This is a genomic window from Senimuribacter intestinalis (genome assembly GCF_943192965.1).
Lineage (GTDB): Bacteria > Bacillota > Clostridia > Peptostreptococcales > Anaerovoracaceae > Senimuribacter > Senimuribacter intestinalis.
Window position 1 is genome coordinate 1 of record NZ_CALPCF010000026.1, and the last position, 17,616, is coordinate 17,616.

General features: G+C 42.4%; 14 protein-coding genes and 1 tRNA gene. 12 read left to right on the plus strand and 3 right to left on the minus strand.

Annotation, left to right across the window (positions count from 1 at the left end; genetic code table 11):
* Positions 1-81: 81 nt before the first annotated feature.
* Positions 82-157 (plus strand) — tRNA-Met (locus NFR88_RS14725).
* A gap of 83 nt (positions 158-240) precedes the next feature.
* Here NFR88_RS14725 and NFR88_RS14730 read toward each other — a convergent pair.
* Complete coding sequence (locus NFR88_RS14730; protein ID WP_160203060.1) at positions 241-549, minus strand: MGMT family protein; 309 nt, start codon at positions 547-549, stop codon at positions 241-243.
* 95 nt (positions 550-644) lie between these two features.
* Here NFR88_RS14730 and NFR88_RS14735 point away from each other — a divergent pair, with 95 nt between their 5' ends.
* From NFR88_RS14735 to rbr, 9 genes are all read left to right on the plus strand, one after another.
* Positions 645-938 carry a pyridoxamine 5'-phosphate oxidase family protein gene (locus NFR88_RS14735; protein WP_160203061.1) on the plus strand — a complete coding sequence of 98 codons (294 nt, stop codon included), beginning with the start codon at positions 645-647 and terminating at the stop codon, positions 936-938.
* A gap of 173 nt (positions 939-1,111) precedes the next feature.
* Positions 1,112-2,035: a glycoside hydrolase family 5 protein gene (locus NFR88_RS14740; RefSeq protein WP_243151112.1), complete on the plus strand. Its 924-nt coding sequence runs from the start codon at positions 1,112-1,114 to the stop codon at positions 2,033-2,035.
* Positions 2,036-2,327: 292 nt separating this feature from the next.
* The gene (locus NFR88_RS14745) at positions 2,328-6,068 is read left to right on the plus strand and encodes an immunoglobulin-like domain-containing protein (RefSeq protein WP_251617156.1); all 3,741 of its coding nucleotides are present in this window, start codon (positions 2,328-2,330) and stop codon (positions 6,066-6,068) included.
* A gap of 246 nt (positions 6,069-6,314) precedes the next feature.
* Positions 6,315-10,202, plus strand: a complete 3,888-nt coding sequence (locus NFR88_RS14750) for an immunoglobulin-like domain-containing protein (protein WP_251617158.1) — start codon at positions 6,315-6,317, stop codon at positions 10,200-10,202.
* Positions 10,203-10,274: 72 nt separating this feature from the next.
* The gene (locus tag NFR88_RS14755; RefSeq protein WP_251617160.1) at positions 10,275-10,802 is read left to right on the plus strand and encodes a methylated-DNA--[protein]-cysteine S-methyltransferase; all 528 of its coding nucleotides are present in this window, start codon (positions 10,275-10,277) and stop codon (positions 10,800-10,802) included.
* 385 nt (positions 10,803-11,187) lie between these two features.
* Positions 11,188-11,862, plus strand: coding sequence for a dimethylarginine dimethylaminohydrolase family protein (locus NFR88_RS14760; RefSeq protein ID WP_285813914.1), 675 nt, complete (start codon positions 11,188-11,190; stop codon positions 11,860-11,862).
* Positions 11,863-12,024: 162 nt separating this feature from the next.
* The gene (locus NFR88_RS14765) at positions 12,025-12,558 is read left to right on the plus strand and encodes an amino acid permease (RefSeq protein WP_251617163.1); all 534 of its coding nucleotides are present in this window, start codon (positions 12,025-12,027) and stop codon (positions 12,556-12,558) included.
* The gene (locus NFR88_RS14770) at positions 12,482-13,462 is read left to right on the plus strand and encodes an amino acid permease (RefSeq protein ID WP_251617167.1); all 981 of its coding nucleotides are present in this window, start codon (positions 12,482-12,484) and stop codon (positions 13,460-13,462) included. Before NFR88_RS14765 ends, NFR88_RS14770 begins: the two co-directional genes overlap by 77 nt.
* Before the next feature lie 67 nt (positions 13,463-13,529).
* A complete protein-coding gene (rbr, locus tag NFR88_RS14775; RefSeq protein ID WP_251617179.1) occupies positions 13,530-14,147 on the plus strand; it encodes a rubrerythrin in 618 nt (205 codons plus the stop codon).
* 22 nt (positions 14,148-14,169) lie between these two features.
* Here the strand turns inward: rbr and NFR88_RS14780 are convergent, their stop codons facing one another.
* Complete coding sequence (locus NFR88_RS14780; RefSeq protein WP_160203067.1) at positions 14,170-14,361, minus strand: (2Fe-2S)-binding protein; 192 nt, start codon at positions 14,359-14,361, stop codon at positions 14,170-14,172.
* Between the two features lie 149 nt (positions 14,362-14,510).
* On the opposite strand from NFR88_RS14780, the gene NFR88_RS14785 reads away from it, so the two are divergent.
* Together NFR88_RS14785 and pyk are read left to right on the plus strand one after the other, a co-directional pair.
* Complete coding sequence (locus NFR88_RS14785) at positions 14,511-14,912, plus strand: hypothetical protein (protein WP_251617182.1); 402 nt, start codon at positions 14,511-14,513, stop codon at positions 14,910-14,912.
* A gap of 2 nt (positions 14,913-14,914) precedes the next feature.
* On the plus strand, positions 14,915-16,357 hold the full coding sequence (gene pyk, locus NFR88_RS14790; RefSeq protein ID WP_251617189.1) for a pyruvate kinase: 1,443 nt from the start codon (positions 14,915-14,917) through the stop codon (positions 16,355-16,357).
* A 29-nt stretch (positions 16,358-16,386) separates the two neighbouring features.
* Here pyk and NFR88_RS14795 read toward each other — a convergent pair whose 3' ends face one another.
* Positions 16,387-17,502, minus strand: a complete 1,116-nt coding sequence (locus NFR88_RS14795) for a CapA family protein (RefSeq protein WP_251617191.1) — start codon at positions 17,500-17,502, stop codon at positions 16,387-16,389.
* Between the last annotated feature and the right edge of the window lie 114 nt (positions 17,503-17,616).

The following is a 17,616-nucleotide window of genomic DNA, read 5'->3' on the forward strand; positions in this document are numbered from 1 at the left end:
CGAGATAGCTCAATGGTGGAGCAACCGGCTGTTAACCGGTAGGCTGTGGGTTCGAGCCCCACTCTCGGAGCCATTTTACATCGCGGGGTAGAGCAGTTGGTAGCTCGTCGGGCTCATAACCCGGAGGTCGCAGGTTCAAGTCCTGTCCCCGCAACCAAAAGTACAAAAAACTGTCCATTGGGCAGTTTTTTTGTACTTATATGTAGGAGTGTCTTATATAAGGGGATTTATAAAAAATAGCTATTTTAGATCAAAATCTGGGTTCCATTGACAAAGCTGCATGTCTATGCGTCCATCTGGTAAAAAACTTACCCCTTCATCTAGAAGCAAATCTCTGCATAAATCTTTCAGAACACCATTTGAAATAGAGCCATCACCTTTTACGACTCGGTGCCATGGAAGTGTATCGGGGCAGTTCCTCATAGCGTAGCCGACAATTCTGGCAGAACGAGGTGAATCTAACATACGAGCGATTTGTCCATATGAGGCGACTTTACTGCAGGGGATTTGTGCGACGATGTTGTAGACTGATGTAAAAAAAGTATCCATAATAATTTCTCCTTTAATAATGATAGTATATACGAAATTCGGTGACAGTAAAAGTATAAAATAGATAACAGCCAGTTGACATTATTGTAATCGGTATGATAATTTATGATTGTGCGAGGGCTGGAAAAAAGATTGAATTGCTAAGAGAAAATCCTAGGGTATGCCTATCATACGCATGCAAACCAAGAAGAGAGGAGTATGAGTTTACGGCGGAATATGAATCGACAGTTGTCTTTGGCAGTGCTATAGAGCTTATAAACAAAGATGAAAAGACAGACGCGCTGCGGGAACTTTGTCAGAGAAATACGCCGACCAATATAAACGCATTTGATGGGGCAATTGAGCAAAGTCTTGCGCATACGGCAGTCTGGAAATCAAAAGCGATATGATTATCGGAAAATGACAAAGATGGAAAAGAAATGAAATTTGGGAGGATGAAATAAAATAAAATATGAAAAGACGAGGGATAGTTAGGGTACTTGCGGTAATCCTACTTTTTGGTATTATTTTTTCGGGAGTGTGTTTTGCGGACAATGATAATGAAGCGGCAGAACCTCTGCAAATGGCTCAACGTACGAAGACGCCTTTTGAGAAGTATGGAGCGTTGAAAGTAGAGGGTAGCAAGCTGTTGGCAAAGGATGGAAGCAGTTGTCAGCTTCACGGTGTCAGTACTCACGGCATTGCATGGTTTCCAGAATATGTGAATAAGTCAGCATTTAAAAATCTGCGAGACCAGTGGGGTGTGGATACGATTCGCCTTGCCATGTACACTACTGAGTACAATGGATATTGTAACAGTGGCACAGAGAACCGCACAAAGCAGCGGAAAAGAGTATATACTGGCATTGATGCAGCAACGGATTTAGGCATGTATGTAATTATAGATTGGCATATTTTGAGCGATGGAAACCCTAATCGGTATGTGAGCAGAGCAAAGGATTTTTTTGGAAAAGTTTCTAAAAAGTACAAGGATCAGGAAAATATAATTTATGAGATTTGCAATGAACCAAATGGCGGCGTTACTTGGTCACAAATTAAGAAATATGCCAAACAGATAATTCCTGTAATTCGTAAAAATAATCCTGACGCAATTATTATCGTAGGCACACCACACTGGAGTCAGGATGTAGATAAAGCGGCGGCAAGTCCGCTGAAATATGATAATCTATTATATAGTCTACACTTTTATGCAGGTACACATAAACAGGATTTGCGGGATAAGATGGAAAAAGCAGTAAAAAAGGGACTGCCGATTTTTGTGAGCGAGTTTAGCATCTGTGATGCTTCTGGAACCGGGGCATTGAACAAGACACAGGGAAAAAAGTGGATTACATCATTGAATCGACATGATATCAGTTATGTAGCATGGAATTTGTCCAATAAAAATGAGTCCTCAGCGTTGATAAAAACCAGTTGTAAGAAAACAAAAGGTTGGACCAGGGCAGATTTTTCGGCTAGTGGAAAATGGTACATGGATCAGATATAATAAAAAATGGTTGGATAATTCCAAATGGCTAAAAATAAAGGGTTTGGACGACAATTCGAAAAAAAATTCATAAAATCTAACCAAAATTCTATTGACAAGAAATGAAAAAAGGAATAGAATAATCTTGAAATTCGTTATAGTAATGTTTGTTTTGTGAACTAATTGTGAAAAGAGGGAATACAAAATGAAGGAATCAAGCAAAAAAGGACTAGTCTGGATACTTTGTTTCTTTTTCCTGTTTTCCTCATTCGGAGGAGGATTATTAGCTTTCGGAAATTGGGGGGGCGCTTCGTTGGCTTTTGCTGATGATGAAAGTGCTGATACAACAGGAAATGCGGTGTCCGGAGAAACTGTTAATGATTCCGATACAGTAGAAGGTGTACCGGATCATTCAGCAGGTACAGAAGAACTGCCAAAAGTAATGGGTAGTTTAGAAGATAGCAGCGTAATGCTGGGCATGAATTTAGACGAGTTTTTGAACGCTGGACGTAACAGGGATGATGAAAATTCTGATAAAATGAAAGCCGCAGCAGATGGAGATGAAGAAACACCCGCACCAGCACCTGTAACTGTACAGGGAATGACGGTTTCTGGTGGTGTAAAGGACACAGACTTTAAGGTTGAAGGGAATATTGTGACGGTTTTAACTGATACACCGTTGACGATTTCCGGAACAACGACGGCAGCAAATATCAGAATTGCTGAAGGTGCTACGGCAAATCTCACGTTGGATGGTGTATCTATTACAACAGCGTCCAATGATTCACCGATTAATGTGTGGGGCAAAGGCACAACTTGTAATATTACACTGGCATCAGGAAAAACCAGTACACTACGCTCCAATGGAGTGGCTGCGGCGATTCACTGTGGTGAAGGTTCTTACTTGACTATAAAGGGTGATAAAACATCAATCTTGAAGGCTTATGGCGGTCCGGATTCATCGGCAATCGGTGCTGGTCCTGCAGAAACTGCAGGTACGATGGTCTTTGACAGTGGATATATTGAAGCGTATTCGTTTGGAGGATTAAATACAACATCAAATAGTGCGAGCAACAGCGGCAGCAGCAGTTGTGGTACAGGTATCGGCGCAGGCGGAGGATCTGGCGGCGGCGGCAACATGACTTTCAATAACGCTGAGGTGCACGCTTACGGTTCCTATCATGGAGCAGGTATTGGCGCAGGCTGGGGCAGTGGCAGCACAGCTAAACAGCAGGGTGCATCCACCAACACTATGGCAAAAACATGTGGCAATATCACTATTAATGGCGGATATATCACTTCCAGAGGCTATGAACATGGAGGGGCCTTTGGAGGCGCTTGCGGTACTACTGCTGCAGGCTGTACCATCCGTGTAACAGGCGGTACGTTGCTTCCAAGCTCTGGAAGTGGACAGTATGACTTTAATGGTTCAAGTGGTGAAGTATATATTGAAGGTGGTTCTGTAAGAAGTGCCAGCACTGCTAAATTTATGAGTAAATGGGGTGCAGGTGTAGCGCATGACAAGAATGACGGTGCAGTCTTCATGGTTACTATTGACCTGGCAGGAGCAGAAGGCGACAAGATTATGGGAGCAGATATCTCCGATTGGTATGTAACCATTGCAGGTTCAGAGTATGAATATGGTGCGCCATCCAGATTTGACCAAGGAAAACTGTATTTGTGGGTGCCAGAGGCAGCAAAAGGCAAGAATGTATCTGTTACTTGCAAATATACTTATGATGGTGTAACTTATCAGTTGAATCCATTGTATATTGAGGGAGCTGACGGCGGCGGTACATCAGTTCTAAAGCGCTATATTGATTTTAAACTGCCGGATACATATGTTAAAGATTTGACTAAGGATTATGACGGAACTGCATTTGAAAGTTATGATTTGAAAGAAAACTCAATTACAGCACCAGATGGAAGGATTTTGAATAATAATGATGCTGTTGAAATTATCGTACAGCGTTATGATAAGATTGATGGAAAGCCAATTGAGGAAGAACATTCTACTGGCGGTGGCAATAAGATGCCTTCCGATGCGGGAATTTATAAATTCACCCTAATCTCCAAGCAGTATGCCAATGCTGAAGGATTTAAGGAAAGTTATTGGGGTCATCGTGCAACCGGCTGGGCAGTAATTAATAAGATTCCATCTAAAGTAGATGCGCAGTATGCGATTAAGGTAGAAGAGAGAGACGGTAAGCTGGTTATCACTAATATTCAGGTTGCAGATAGTGTACAGCCTGGTGATGATAAGTCTCCTAATTATGAACTTCCAGATGGAAAACTGCAGTTTTATATCAACGGCGTTAAGGTTGGCGCTGAAATTGATTTGAAGGAATGGAAAGATAAATCCGAACAGGATAAAGTTCTTACGATATTTGATGGTTATGAAATTGGTGGTGCAGGAAATATTCGTGTACCAGAACTGGATTCTGGAGAATTTAAGGTAACCGCAGTATATTCCGGTGGAACCAATTATCTGGACAGCACAGTAGATGCGACACTGGTTCCTTGGAATATTATTAAGGATCCAGATCAGAAGGATCCAGAGCCGGCACCTTCGATTGATACGATTGTTAATACTTTCCCGTTTATCAATCCACCAGTACCGACTATCAGTAACGTAGATCCTGACAAAATAGATCCTGATCAGCCAATTGAAGGAAATAAGCTGGTAGTGGATAAGTGGGAACGAATTGACCAGGAGAGCGGAGATCCGGAAAGCTGGCCAATGCATGGATTTTTTAAAGACAGAATCAATACAAAAGTAAAGAAGGATGAAAAAGTCTCTATTTCCCAATTGAAGGACTTAATTAATGACCGGTACGTTTTCACGACTAAAAAGGGTGTTCCTCTTTATGTGAAAAATGAAAAGGGTGAGGATGTATTAATTGAGGCAAGTGAGGATGATATTAGAATTCTTGACAAGGATGGAAACGATATCACAGATGAGATTAAAGCCAATGGGGGCATCGATCTTTCAGAACCAGGTAAGTATACGGTAAGTGTAACAGTAACAGATGCAAGCGGCAATAAGTCCACTATTGACATTGCTTACAATATTGCAAAGCCGATGATTCTGGATCCAGATCTTAATAAAGATACCAACGATGACGGGATTCCAGACATCAATATCGATACTGATGACGATGGATTTCCAGACATCAACATTGACACCGACGGAGATGATAAGCCGGACACCAACATCGACACAGATGGAGACGGTAAACCGGATGTAGACATCGACACAGATGGAGACGGTAAACCAGATATCAACAAGGATACAGATGGAGATGGCAAACCGGATGTGGACATCGACACCAATGGAGACGGCAAACCGGATGTAGACATCGACACAGACGGAGACGGTAAACCAGACATCAACAAGGACACAGATGGAGATGGTAAACCGGATTTAGATATCGACACCAACGGAGACGGCAAACCGGATGTGAATGTAGATACCAATGGAGATGGCAAACCAGACATCAACAAGGATACAGATGGAGATGGCAAACCAGACGTGGATATCGACACCAACGGAGACGGCAAACCGGATGTAAATGTAGATACCAATGGAGATGGCAAGCCGGATATCAACAAGGATACAGATGGAGATGGCAAACCAGATGTGGATATCGACACTAACGGAGACGGCAAGCCGGATATCAACATTGACACCAATGGAGATGGTAAGCCGGACATCAACATCGACACTGATGGAGATGGCATTCCAGATATCAATATCGATACCGATGGAGATGGCATTCCAGATCTGAACGTGGATAGCGATGGAGACGGCAAGCCAGACATCAACGTAGACACCAACGAAGATGGTAAACCAGATAAGAACATCAAGGATCCAAGTGAAATCAAGAATATCCTGAAGGAGAAAGAACCAGCGGATACCGATGAGCTGCCTTGGTGGATTCCAAGAACAGGTGATACAGCAAATCTAGTAACCTGGATTACAGTTCTTTCCGTTGCTGTCATAGCGTTTGGGGCAGTACTGTTTGGACGTAAAAAGAAAAACAGTTCCAAGTAATTTTAAATGAAGTAAAAGACTGTCGTGCATATCTGATTGCGCGGCAGTTTTTTTCTGAAGTAAAGCAAAATGTTAGAATTTAGTTAGAACTAAAATTTGAAAAGCGTTGGAATTTCAGCATATTGACAACTTGGTGCAGGAGTAGTATAATTTGTATGCATAAAGAAAATCGTTATTATTTGCCATTTAACGACTCTTTGTGAGGAACTGCAAATAGAAAGTAAGACGTTTGAGGAGGCAAACCGAATGAAAAAGTATAACAAGAAGACATTAGCTCGTGTGTTATGTCTGTTTTTCGTTCTCTCTGCGTTTGGAGGAGGATTGATTTCTTCTGAAAAATTGCTGGGAGGAGGTCAGACCTATGCTATAGATCTGCCTGATAATGTAATTGAGGGTGGAATTGTAGAGGGTGGCTTGGTTACAGATGAAAATCAAGGTACAGACACGGAGAGTGAGGCGACAGATGATAGTTCTGCTGTACCTGATGATGGCAAAGACTCTGAAGGTGAGAATCCTGCTGAGGATGAAGCGGTAGAGGATTCTACTTCTAATAAACCAGCCAGAATGCAGGCATTTGCTGATGAAGCAGGTACAGGAGATTTTGTTGTTACTGGTGGCGAGGTAGGTACGGATTATGAATTTTCCGGAACAACTCTGCTCATAACAAGTGGCACTCCTTTGGTGATAAAGAATAAAGCAGATGGATTTACCAGCCATAATATCGAGATAAAAGAAGGCGTTACTGCAAATATTACGTTAGCAGGTGTTCGCATTCATATGAATACGACAAGAAGCAAAGATACTTCCCCAGTTAATATGCTGGGTGCAGGTACTACTTGCAATCTGACATTACAGTCTGGCAGTGTGAATACCTTAAATGCGACAAAGTTATTTGCTGCAGCGTTGCACTGCAGTGAGGGGTCTACTTTGACTATCGATGGCAGCGGAACGTTGAATGCATATGGTGGACATGGTAGTGCTGGAATCGGTTCATCCTTTACGGAAACTGCTGGTACGATGATTTTTAACAATGGTGTAATTAATGCACACGCGTGGAGATATGATACCAGTGATGGAGCAGCACCAGCAGACTCTGTACCAGCAGGTTTTGGACCTAACAACTGGGACAGAGCGGATCATATCTATAGTGGCGGTGCTGGAATCGGTGCAGGCACTTATGGCGGTTCTACCAGTATTATTATCAACGGTGGTGAGATTCATGCCTATGGCTCTGCCCATGGCGCAGGAATCGGCGCTTCTTATGCCCATGCTACAGCAGGCCGCGTTCAGAAGGGCGCAGTTACTACTAACTCTAAAGTGAATTTATGCGGTGATATTACCATTAATGGCGGCTATATTACGTCTAAAGGTTATAGCCATGGCGGCGCTTTTGGTGGTTCCTGCGGAACTACTGCAAGCGGCTGCACCATCAGAGTAAACGGAGGCACATTGCTTCCAACAGCAATGTACGGCAATGCGGACTTTAACGGAAATGGCACAGGTACGGTTTATATTACAGGCGGTTCGGTAAGAACAGCCGGTGGCAGCAAGTTTGTGAACGGCAATCAGACTGGCGTTGCTTATGATAAAAGCAAGGGTACAGTTTTTATGGTTACTATTGACTTGTCCGGCGAAGCTGATGAACATCCAGAAATTATGAATGGAGAAATTTCTGACTGGGCTGTAACTATTGCTGGTGAGGAATATGATTATGGAGCACCGGCTAGATTTGACCAAGGAAAATTATATTTGTGGGTACCGGAGTCGGCAAAAGGAAAGAATGTTTCTGTTAGCTGTAAATATGGTCCGAATAAAACACAGTTGGATCCTTTATATATAGAAGGTGCGAATGGAAATGGTACTTCAATTTTGAAACGATATATCGACTTTGAACTACCAGAGACATATACCAATGATCTTACAAAGGATTATGACGGTGTAGCTTTTGACAGCTACGATTTGACAGAAAATCCAATTACAACACCAGACGGAAAAGTTCTGAATAATAATGATGCGGTAGAAATTATTGTACAGCGTTATGATAAAATCGGTGGTACGCCGCTTGAACCGGAGCATTCTACAGGAGGCGGAAATAAGATGCCGACAGATGCAGGAATCTACCGGTTTACGATGATTTCGAAACAGTACGCAAATGACCCGGTATTTGGACAGAGTTATTGGGGGCATAGAGCCAGTGGTTGGGCGGTAATTAACAAGATTCCATCAAAGGTAAATTCTCAGTATGCAGTGCAGATAAAACAGGATCCTGCGACAGGAAAAGTGTACATTAGCGCGATTCAAGTAGCGGATACTGTACAGCCTGGTGATAACAAATCGCCACATTATGCACCGCCAGATGGAAAAGTACAATTTTATATTAACGGTGTAAAAGTAGGACCAGAAATTGACTTAAAGGATATTCCGGCGGATGGAAAAGTGCTCACGATTCTTGATGACTATGATATCGGCGGTGATGGAAATATTCGAGTACCAGAGCTAGATTCGGGAGAGTTTAAAGTAACGGCGGTATATTCCGGTGGTACAAACTATCTGGACGGAGAAGCGGAAGCAACATTGGTGCCTTGGAATATTATTGATCCGAAACCGGGAGAAACGCCGGATCCGATTCCGTCTATAAAAGATATTGTTGATACGTTCCCATTTATTAATCCGCCAGTGCCTACTGTTGTGAAAGACAAAAATCCTTCTTTAGATGATACAAAACCAGTAGAAGGCAGTCAGCTTCAAGTGGTGGATTATGAACGAATTGATCCAAATCCGACCAATCCAGAGCCTGGTATTGATTTAAATAACCCAGAGACATGGCCGATGCATGGCTTCTTTACAGATAGAATTAATCAGAAAGTGTCGAAGGGTGAAAAGGTATCAATTGAACAGCTGACTGATTTGATTAATAATCGTTATGTATTTACAACAAAGAAAGGTGTACCTCTCTTTGTTACAGAGAACGGGGAAAAGGTGCCTGTAAAGGCAAAGAAGGAAGACATTAAAATCCTTGATAAAGATGGAAATGATATTACGGAAAAGGTTACTAAGGATGGTGGTATCGACCTTTCTGAGCCAGGCAAGTATACAGTTAGTGTAACAGTAACAGATGCAAGTGGCAATAAGTCCACTATTGACATTGCTTACAATATTGCAAAGCCGATGATTCTGGATCCAGACATCAATAAAGATACCAACGATGACGGGATTCCAGACATCAATATCGATACTGATGACGATGGATTTCCAGACATCAATATCGACACCGACGGAGATGATAAGCCCGACATCAACATCGACACCGATGGGGATGGTAAACCGGATGTAGACATCGATACAGACGGAGACGGTAAACCAGACATCAACAAGGATACAGATGGAGATGGTAAACCAGATTTAGATATCGACACCAACGGAGACGGCAAACCGGATGTGAATGTAGATACCAATGGAGATGGCAAACCAGACATTAACAAGGATACAGATGGAGATGGCAAACCGGATGTGGACATCGATACAGATGGAGACGGTAAACCAGATATCAACAAGGATACAGATGGAGATGGCAAACCGGATGTGGACATCGACACCAATGGAGACGGCAAACCGGATGTAAATGTAGATACCAATGGAGATGGCAAGCCAGACATCAACAAGGATACAGATGGAGATGGCAAACCGGATGTGGACATCGATACAGATGGAGACGGTAAACCAGACATCAACAAGGACACAGATGGAGATGGTAAACCAGATTTAGATATCGACACTAACGGAGATGGCAAACCAGATGTAAATGTAGATACCAATGGAGACGGTAAACCGGATATCAATATCGACACCGATGGCGATGGTATTCCGGATCTGAATGTAGATACGGACGGAGATGGCAAGCCAGATACCAATATCGATACAGATGGAGACGGGAAACCAGATAAGAATATCAAAGACCCGAGTGAAATCAAGGATATTTTGAACGAGAATGAACCGGCAGATACAGATGAACTGCCTTGGTGGATTCCAAGAACAGGCGATATAGCAAATATGCTGACATGGCTTGTAGTGCTTGGCGCAGCAGTCCTTGGACTTTGCGGCACAGTATATGGAATTAGAAGAAAGAAATCCTAAAAGAAAATAACCACTGGGAGGGGAAACCCTCCTTTTGGTGTCTTTAGGGCAGATTAAAAAAGGAGCGCATTTATGCAATATAAAACCTATTTTGATTCGCCGGTTGGAAACCTGCTGCTTTCTTCTGACGGTGAGAATCTAACAGGACTGTGGATTGAAAATCAGAAGTATTATGCAAAAGGACTGGTACAGGATGCAGAATGCAGAGATGAACTTGAGATATTTCAGCAGGTGAAAGTGTGGCTTTCTGCTTATTTTGCGGGAGAAAATCCGGATATTCGCGAGCTTCCAATTAAGCTTTGTGGGAGCCCGTTTCAGCAGAGAGTATGGAATATTTTACGGGAAATTCCCTACGGGAAGACAATCACCTATGCAGAAATTGCAAAGAAAGCTGCAAAGATGGAAGGAAAGCCTTATACATCTGCGAGGGCAGCAGGTGGTGCGGTAGGTCATAATCCTATTTCTATTGTAATACCATGCCACAGAGTTGTAGGGAGCAATGGAAGCCTGACCGGTTACGCCGGAGGTATCGATACCAAAATACAACTGTTGGAACTGGAGCACACGGATATGACTGGATTTTTCAAACCTAAAAAATAGAATACAGCGTAAGGGCTGCTTATGTGATGCCAAATTGTGCGTTGCGGGCGGCCTTTTTGTATGGTCATTTGCTGATGAAACTGTATTTTGTATCAATTCAGCAAAAAGTGGCAAGACTAATAACAGGAAAACATTTCTGGATAAAATTGGATTAATATTTTATATATAAAATATTTTATATAAAATTCGATAAAATCGATTGACAGAATACAAAAATATAGTATATAATATATCAAAAGAAAGAATGAACAATATTTTGTGAGTTTGAGAGGAGAAATCGCTATGAAAAAGTTTAATCACGTTATCGTTCAGAAGACCTTGCAGTGCAATTAAAGACGGTATTTCCGGCGGAGATTACCCAGGCATTCCTGATTATGAGCTGGCATTGAAGCAACACGATTCTTATATTGAAGCACTGAAGCAGTGTGATGTAGACGTTACGGTACTAGAAGCAGATGAGAGATATCCAGATTCCTGTTTTGTGGAAGACCCTGCGCTGATTACTAGAAAATGTGCTATCATCACAAACCCGGGTGCAGAATCCAGAAATGGAGAAAAATTTGAGATTATTGACGCGGTAAAGAAATTCTTTTCTGAAGATCAGATTGAATATATCAAGGAGCCAGGTACGTTGGAAGGCGGCGACGTAATGATGGTAGGAGACCATTTCTATGTGGGCAGATCCGCAAGAACTAACGAGGAAGGCATCAGACAACTGACAGAAATTCTGGAGAAATATGGTATGACCTGTTCTGAAGTAAAACTAGAAGAGGTACTGCACTTGAAAACAGGTGTTAATTATCTGGAAAACAATAATATGCTGGTATCTGGTGAATTTATCACAAAGCCGGAATTCGAGAAATACAACAAGTATGTGATTCCGGAAGAAGAAGCCTATGCTGCGAACTGTATCTGGGTCAATGATACCGTTATCGTGCCAGAAGGATATCCAGCAGTGCTTAAAGCAGTACAGGATATGGGTTATAAGACTTTACTTGTTGACACATCCGAGTTTAGAAAGATTGACGGCGGACTTTCCTGCCTGTCCTTAAGATTCTAAGACAGAGTGGCAACAGCAGAATATGATTCACTATAAAATCAAGTATTGACGAAATAAAAGACGAATTAGCAAGACAGTGCGGGGCGAATCCCCCAAGCGCTCCGCACTTTACAGCGAGCGAGCTTTTTTCATCAATTTCTTTTTTGAAAGGAGTAAGAAGTTATGAATCAGGAAAATAAACAAGGACTAGGTGTTGGGAAACTGACCCTGTTTGCAGTGGGTACAACCCTTGCCAGCGGTGTGTTTAGTTTATTCGGTGATTTTGCGGCAGGTGGCGCGTATACGATGGCAACCTTAATTGGCTGGGCTATCTGCGGAATTGGGATGCTGGGACTTACCTTATGTTTTTTTAGGCTTTCTGTGGTGAAGCCGGAGCTGACCAGCGGTATTTATAGTTACGCAAAGGAGGGCTTTGGGGAATACGTTGGATTTAATTCAGCCTGGGGGTATTGGATGAGTGCACTACTTGCCCAGCTGTCTTTTATCACGTTGCTCTTTGCATCTTTAGGTAACTTTTTTCCGGTTTTCGGCTCTGGGAGCAATTTTATTTCACTTTTGACAGCTTCGATCATCATCTGGGGGGCTATCATTCCTGGTGCTGCGCGGGGTCAACGAGGCAGTGACCATCAATGCTATTGTCGTAATTGCAAAGGCAGTGCCTATTATTGCAGTGATTGTTGCTATTCTTTTTGCTAGAGCGTTCCGACTGGAAATATTTTTAGAAAACTTTTCTGGCATTGATGGTGGACTTTCCCTGATGGAACAGGTGAAGTCGACAGTATATACTACAGTTTGGATTTTTATCGGTATTGAAGGGGCTGTCGTGCTTTCAGGTCGAGGAAAAAATACAAAGGTGGCGGGTACTGCTACGGTAATTTCCTTCTTGTCTTTATTTGTACTATACTTTGTGATTTCGGTTCTCAGCATGGGGGTTATGCCGCAGGAGGAATTGGCAGCACTGTCTAATCCGCCCATGGCAGGACTTCTGGAGGCGGTAGTTGGTCCCTGGGGTGCAGCGCTTGTTAATATTGCAGTGATTATTTCTCTGGGCGGCGCCATGTTTTCTTATACGATTTTATGTGTGGACAGTGCCTATGGGCCTGCGGCACAGGGGTCTTTCCCGGCAGGGCTTGCCAAGGTCAACCGCTTTCATGCGCCAACATGGTCTGTTATTACGTCAGCTCTCATTGTGCAGGGCTTTATTATAGTGATCTATTTTAGTGCCAGCACCTATCAGGCAGTTTATGCATTGTCGACTAGTGCTATTATGGTACCTTATGTATTCTCTGCATTTTATTATTTAAAACTGGTATTTCAGGGAGAGGGTATCACGAGTGGCGGCAGCGTATTTAGTGCATGGGTTATCGCTATTATTGGATCTATCTACGGTGCATGGCTGCTTTATGCAAGCGGTTTGAATTACATTTTAGCGGCAGTTATACTCTATGCGCCAGGGACTTTGATGTATCTTTACAATAGAAAGAAACAGGGTAAAACTTATTTTCAAACAACGACGGATTTAGTAATTTGCATTTTGCTGATGATTGCGCTGGTTGCAGCAATTGTTATGGCAGTGAACGGAAGTCTTGAGATATTTTAATATTTTGGAATAAAAAATGGAGCTTTTGCAAAAAACTACCTGTATCAAGATACAGGAGGAGAATAAAATGTCAGTTAATTTTAACATGAGCGAGACAAAGAACAATTTAATGCGAGCCTTTGCAGGAGAAAGTCAGGCGAGAAATCGGTACACGTTTGCAGCATCACAGGCGAAAACTGCAGGGTTACATGTCGTTGAGGCGGTATTTACCTTTACGGCAGATCAGGAAAAAGAGCATGCCAAAGTGTTTTATAATCATCTGAAAGAAATGGCGGGAGAGACCATTCATATCGACGGAGGTTATCCTGTGGATATTGCGGACTCTGTAGTACAGTTGCTCAGATATGCTCAGCATAACGAATATGAGGAGTGGGAGGATGTGTATCCTGCTTTTGGTCAAAAAGCAATGGAGGAAGGTTTTCCACAGATTGCTAATTCCTTCAATCAGATTGCAAAGATTGAAAAAGTCCACGGCGATAGAATCGGACAGCTGGCTGATTTGATGGAAGCTGGTAAGCTGTTTGTATCTGACGTTTCCTGCAAGTGGATGTGTCTCAACTGCGGTCATATTCTGGAGGGGACAGAGGCGCCGCAGAGTTGTCCGGTGTGTCAGCATAATCAGGGATATTTCATTCGCCTTGAACTTGCTCCGTATACAGCAGAAAACTGTCCTTGCGGCAATTAAGCGGATTTAAAAAGCTGGCGGATTATTCCGCCAGCACTTCATCAAGGATCATCTGCAGATCTTCACGGCAGCCGCCGCATTTGTCACCGACTTTTGCGATTTCGCATAAGTCTTTTAAATTAGTAATATTTTTTTCTCTAATGATATCTTCTACTTCACCGCGAGTGGTACGGTAGCAGAGACATACTTCGTAATCTCTGGATTTCTTGTCCATTTTGACCTCCTGATTTTTCTTGTCGAATATATGATACCACAAAATGAAATAAAATCACAACTTCTTCACAGAGTTGAGATAAAGAATATACAAATAAAGTGTAATATGGTAGTATGATATAAAAGGTGACAGTTGGAGGCGGTAAGAAGATGAATGGTTTTCGTTACAGAATATATCAGTTTATGCAGGGACGCAGAGGGGTTGACCAGTATGGACGTTTTCTTTTGCTTGTTGCGATGACTTTTTTGATAGTCTCTATGTTCACCTTAGAGAATCTGTTTTACTATTTAGGATTAATGATTTTTATCTATGCCTATTACAGAATTTTTTCAAGGAATCTCTATAAGCGAGAGAGGGAGAATACCTGGTATCTGACACAGAAGTTCAGATTAACAAAGGGGAAATCTTTTCGTCAGAAACAGTATGAATGGCGGTATTATGCTTATTTTAAGTGCCCGGGCTGCGGACAAAAAATGCGTGCACCGAGAGGTAAAGGTACAATAAAGATAAAATGCCACAGCTGTAATACAGAATTTCAGAAGAAGGTATAGAAATGATAGAGAAAGGCGAATTACATATGAGAAAGACGAAGATTGTTTGTACCATTGGACCGGCATCCAGAGACCGGGAAACTTTGCGGGATATGCTTGAGGCAGGCATGAACGTGGCCAGAATCAACTTTTCTCATGGCACTCATGAGGAACATAAGAAAACGATAGAGAACTTCCGTAGCGTGCGAGATGAGCTGGGCTATCCGGCAGCAGTGCTGCTTGATACAAAAGGACCGGAAATACGTCTCAGAGATTTTGAAAAAGGGGAGGAAATACTGGATGACGGACAGTCCTTTATCTTAACGACGCAAGACGTGATGGGAACCAAGTACATGGCGGCTGTAACATATCAGGATTTCCCCAAAGAACTGTCTTATGGAAATCTGGTACTCATTAATGATGGAAAAATTGTAATTAAAGTAACTGAAATTACAGATACCGATGTAAAGGGAATTGTTGTACACGGCGGGAAAATCAGCAACCATAAGGGAATTAACCTGCCCAACGTCAATTTGAATATGCAGTATCTCAGCGAGCAGGATAAAGCTGATATTTTGTTTGGTATCGCCAATGATGTGGATTATATTGCAGCATCCTTTGTACGTTCCGCTGGCGATGTGCGTGCAGTCAGGAGTCTGCTGGACGAAAATGGAGGCAAAGAAATTAAGCTGATTGCAAAGATAGAGAGCACACAGGGGATTGAAAATTTTGAGGAAATTCTGCAGTTGGCTGATGGCATTATGGTTGCCAGAGGAGATATGGGTGTGGAGGTAGCTTACGAAAAGCTGCCGGGCATTCAGAAGCGTTTTATCAGACGTTGTGTCCAGTCAGGCAAAATTGTAATTACTGCAACCCAAATGTTGGAATCTATGATTACAAGCCCGATTCCGACGAGAGCAGAGATTACTGACGTTGCTAATGCAGTTTTTGATGGAACAACAGCGGTCATGCTTTCTGGGGAGACAGCGGCGGGACGGTATCCGGTGGAAGCTGTGGCAACGATGGCAAAAATTGCGCAGCAGGCAGAAGCAGATCAGCCCACTGTGCCGGGAAGAGATACAGTATGGCATGAGATGGATGCAGAGGATGTGACGAATGCAGTGGGACATGCCGCCTGTACTTTGGCAAAAGATATCAAAGCTGGTGCTATTATGGCGATTACCAAGACTGGATATACAGCAAAGAGGATGTCTAAATTTCGTCCGGCTATCAGAATTATTGGCGCCACTCCTTACGAAAAAACCTTCCACCAGTTGGCGTTGGTCTGGGGCGTATGTCCGATTATGGCAAACTATCGGTATGAGATTGAGGAGCTTTTTTCGCATTGTGTGCGTAAGGCTGTCAGTGCCGAACTTTTGAAACAGGGAGATAAGATTGTGATTACCGCAGGTTTGCCTGTGGATGTGCCAGGAAATACTAATATTATTCGAGTTGTAGAGGCTTAAATAGTTGAAAAAGGTGACCTTGTGAAAGGTCACCTTAGCATTTTTATGTTGCTTCCGACGTATTTTTTTATTCTTTTTCGTCCACTTTTTAGTCTGCGAACCATGGCTTCATCGGAAATTGCCGCTATACCTGAATCGGTGCATGGTATCAGTTGATATTTTCTGCCAGTATCTTCGTTGTTTGTAAAAACCCGCAGTGGATAATACCCTTCGTTGGAAAGGCGAACCTGACCGTTTTCTTTGGTAAGTGTTAGGGACATCATGATACCGTAGGATACTTCAATTCGCTTGGTCATATGGGAAATAAAGTTGCCCATGCCATAGATAACAGGTACTTGTTTACCTTTGGAACCGGTTATAATATCGTATTCCTGTACAGTGTGAGAATGGGAGCACAGAATATAATCGGCGCCGGCGTTTGCAATTTCTTTTGCAATTCTCTGCTGCTTAGGTGAAGAGGAATTTGTGAATTCAATACCGCTGTGGAAATAAATCAGTATATACTCAGCGCCTTCTTTCTTCATTTTTTTGATATCCTTTTTTACCTTACTTTGTGAGTATTCGTTCAGATGGATGGCGCGTTCTTTCTTTGAGAAATCCTGTTTTGATGGATTTAGATAGGTGACATAGGATGCCAGTCCAACTTTGATGTTGTTTTTTTCAAGGATAATATAGCGTTTTTCGGTAGCATTTTTGTAAATACCAGTTCTAGTAAAACCGGTGGCATCAATATTAGAAATCGTTTCTAAAAGTCCATCAACGCCGGTGTCCGAATTATGATTATTTGCACTGACTAACACATTAAAGCCTGCGTTTTTGACTGCAGTGAGAAATGAAGCGGGGGCATTGAGATAAGGCTTTTCATATTTTTTTCGTTGGTCAATGCTGAGAGGATGGGAGGGGGAGATATTGGTTTCTAAGTTGGCAATAGAAAAATCCGCACTCTGGATGATGTCTTTCACGTAATCAAAGGCGTAGTCGAAGTCATAGCCTGTCCCATTAGGAAGGAACGCTGCCTGCTGTTGTCTGCGCTGGCACATTATATCTCCACCAAAGAGAATGGTTACACTGCTTGTGCTGTCACTGGTCTGGTAGGTTGAACCTTTTATGTCAGGTCTGGTCTGCTGTCCAATGAAGTGATACACAAAAAGGCATAGAAGGACGACTGCTGTAAAAATAAGTATATTATTTGCCAAAATAAATTCTGCGTATCACTGGAATTTCAAATGGCAAAGACTTACATAGAATTTACTCTGACA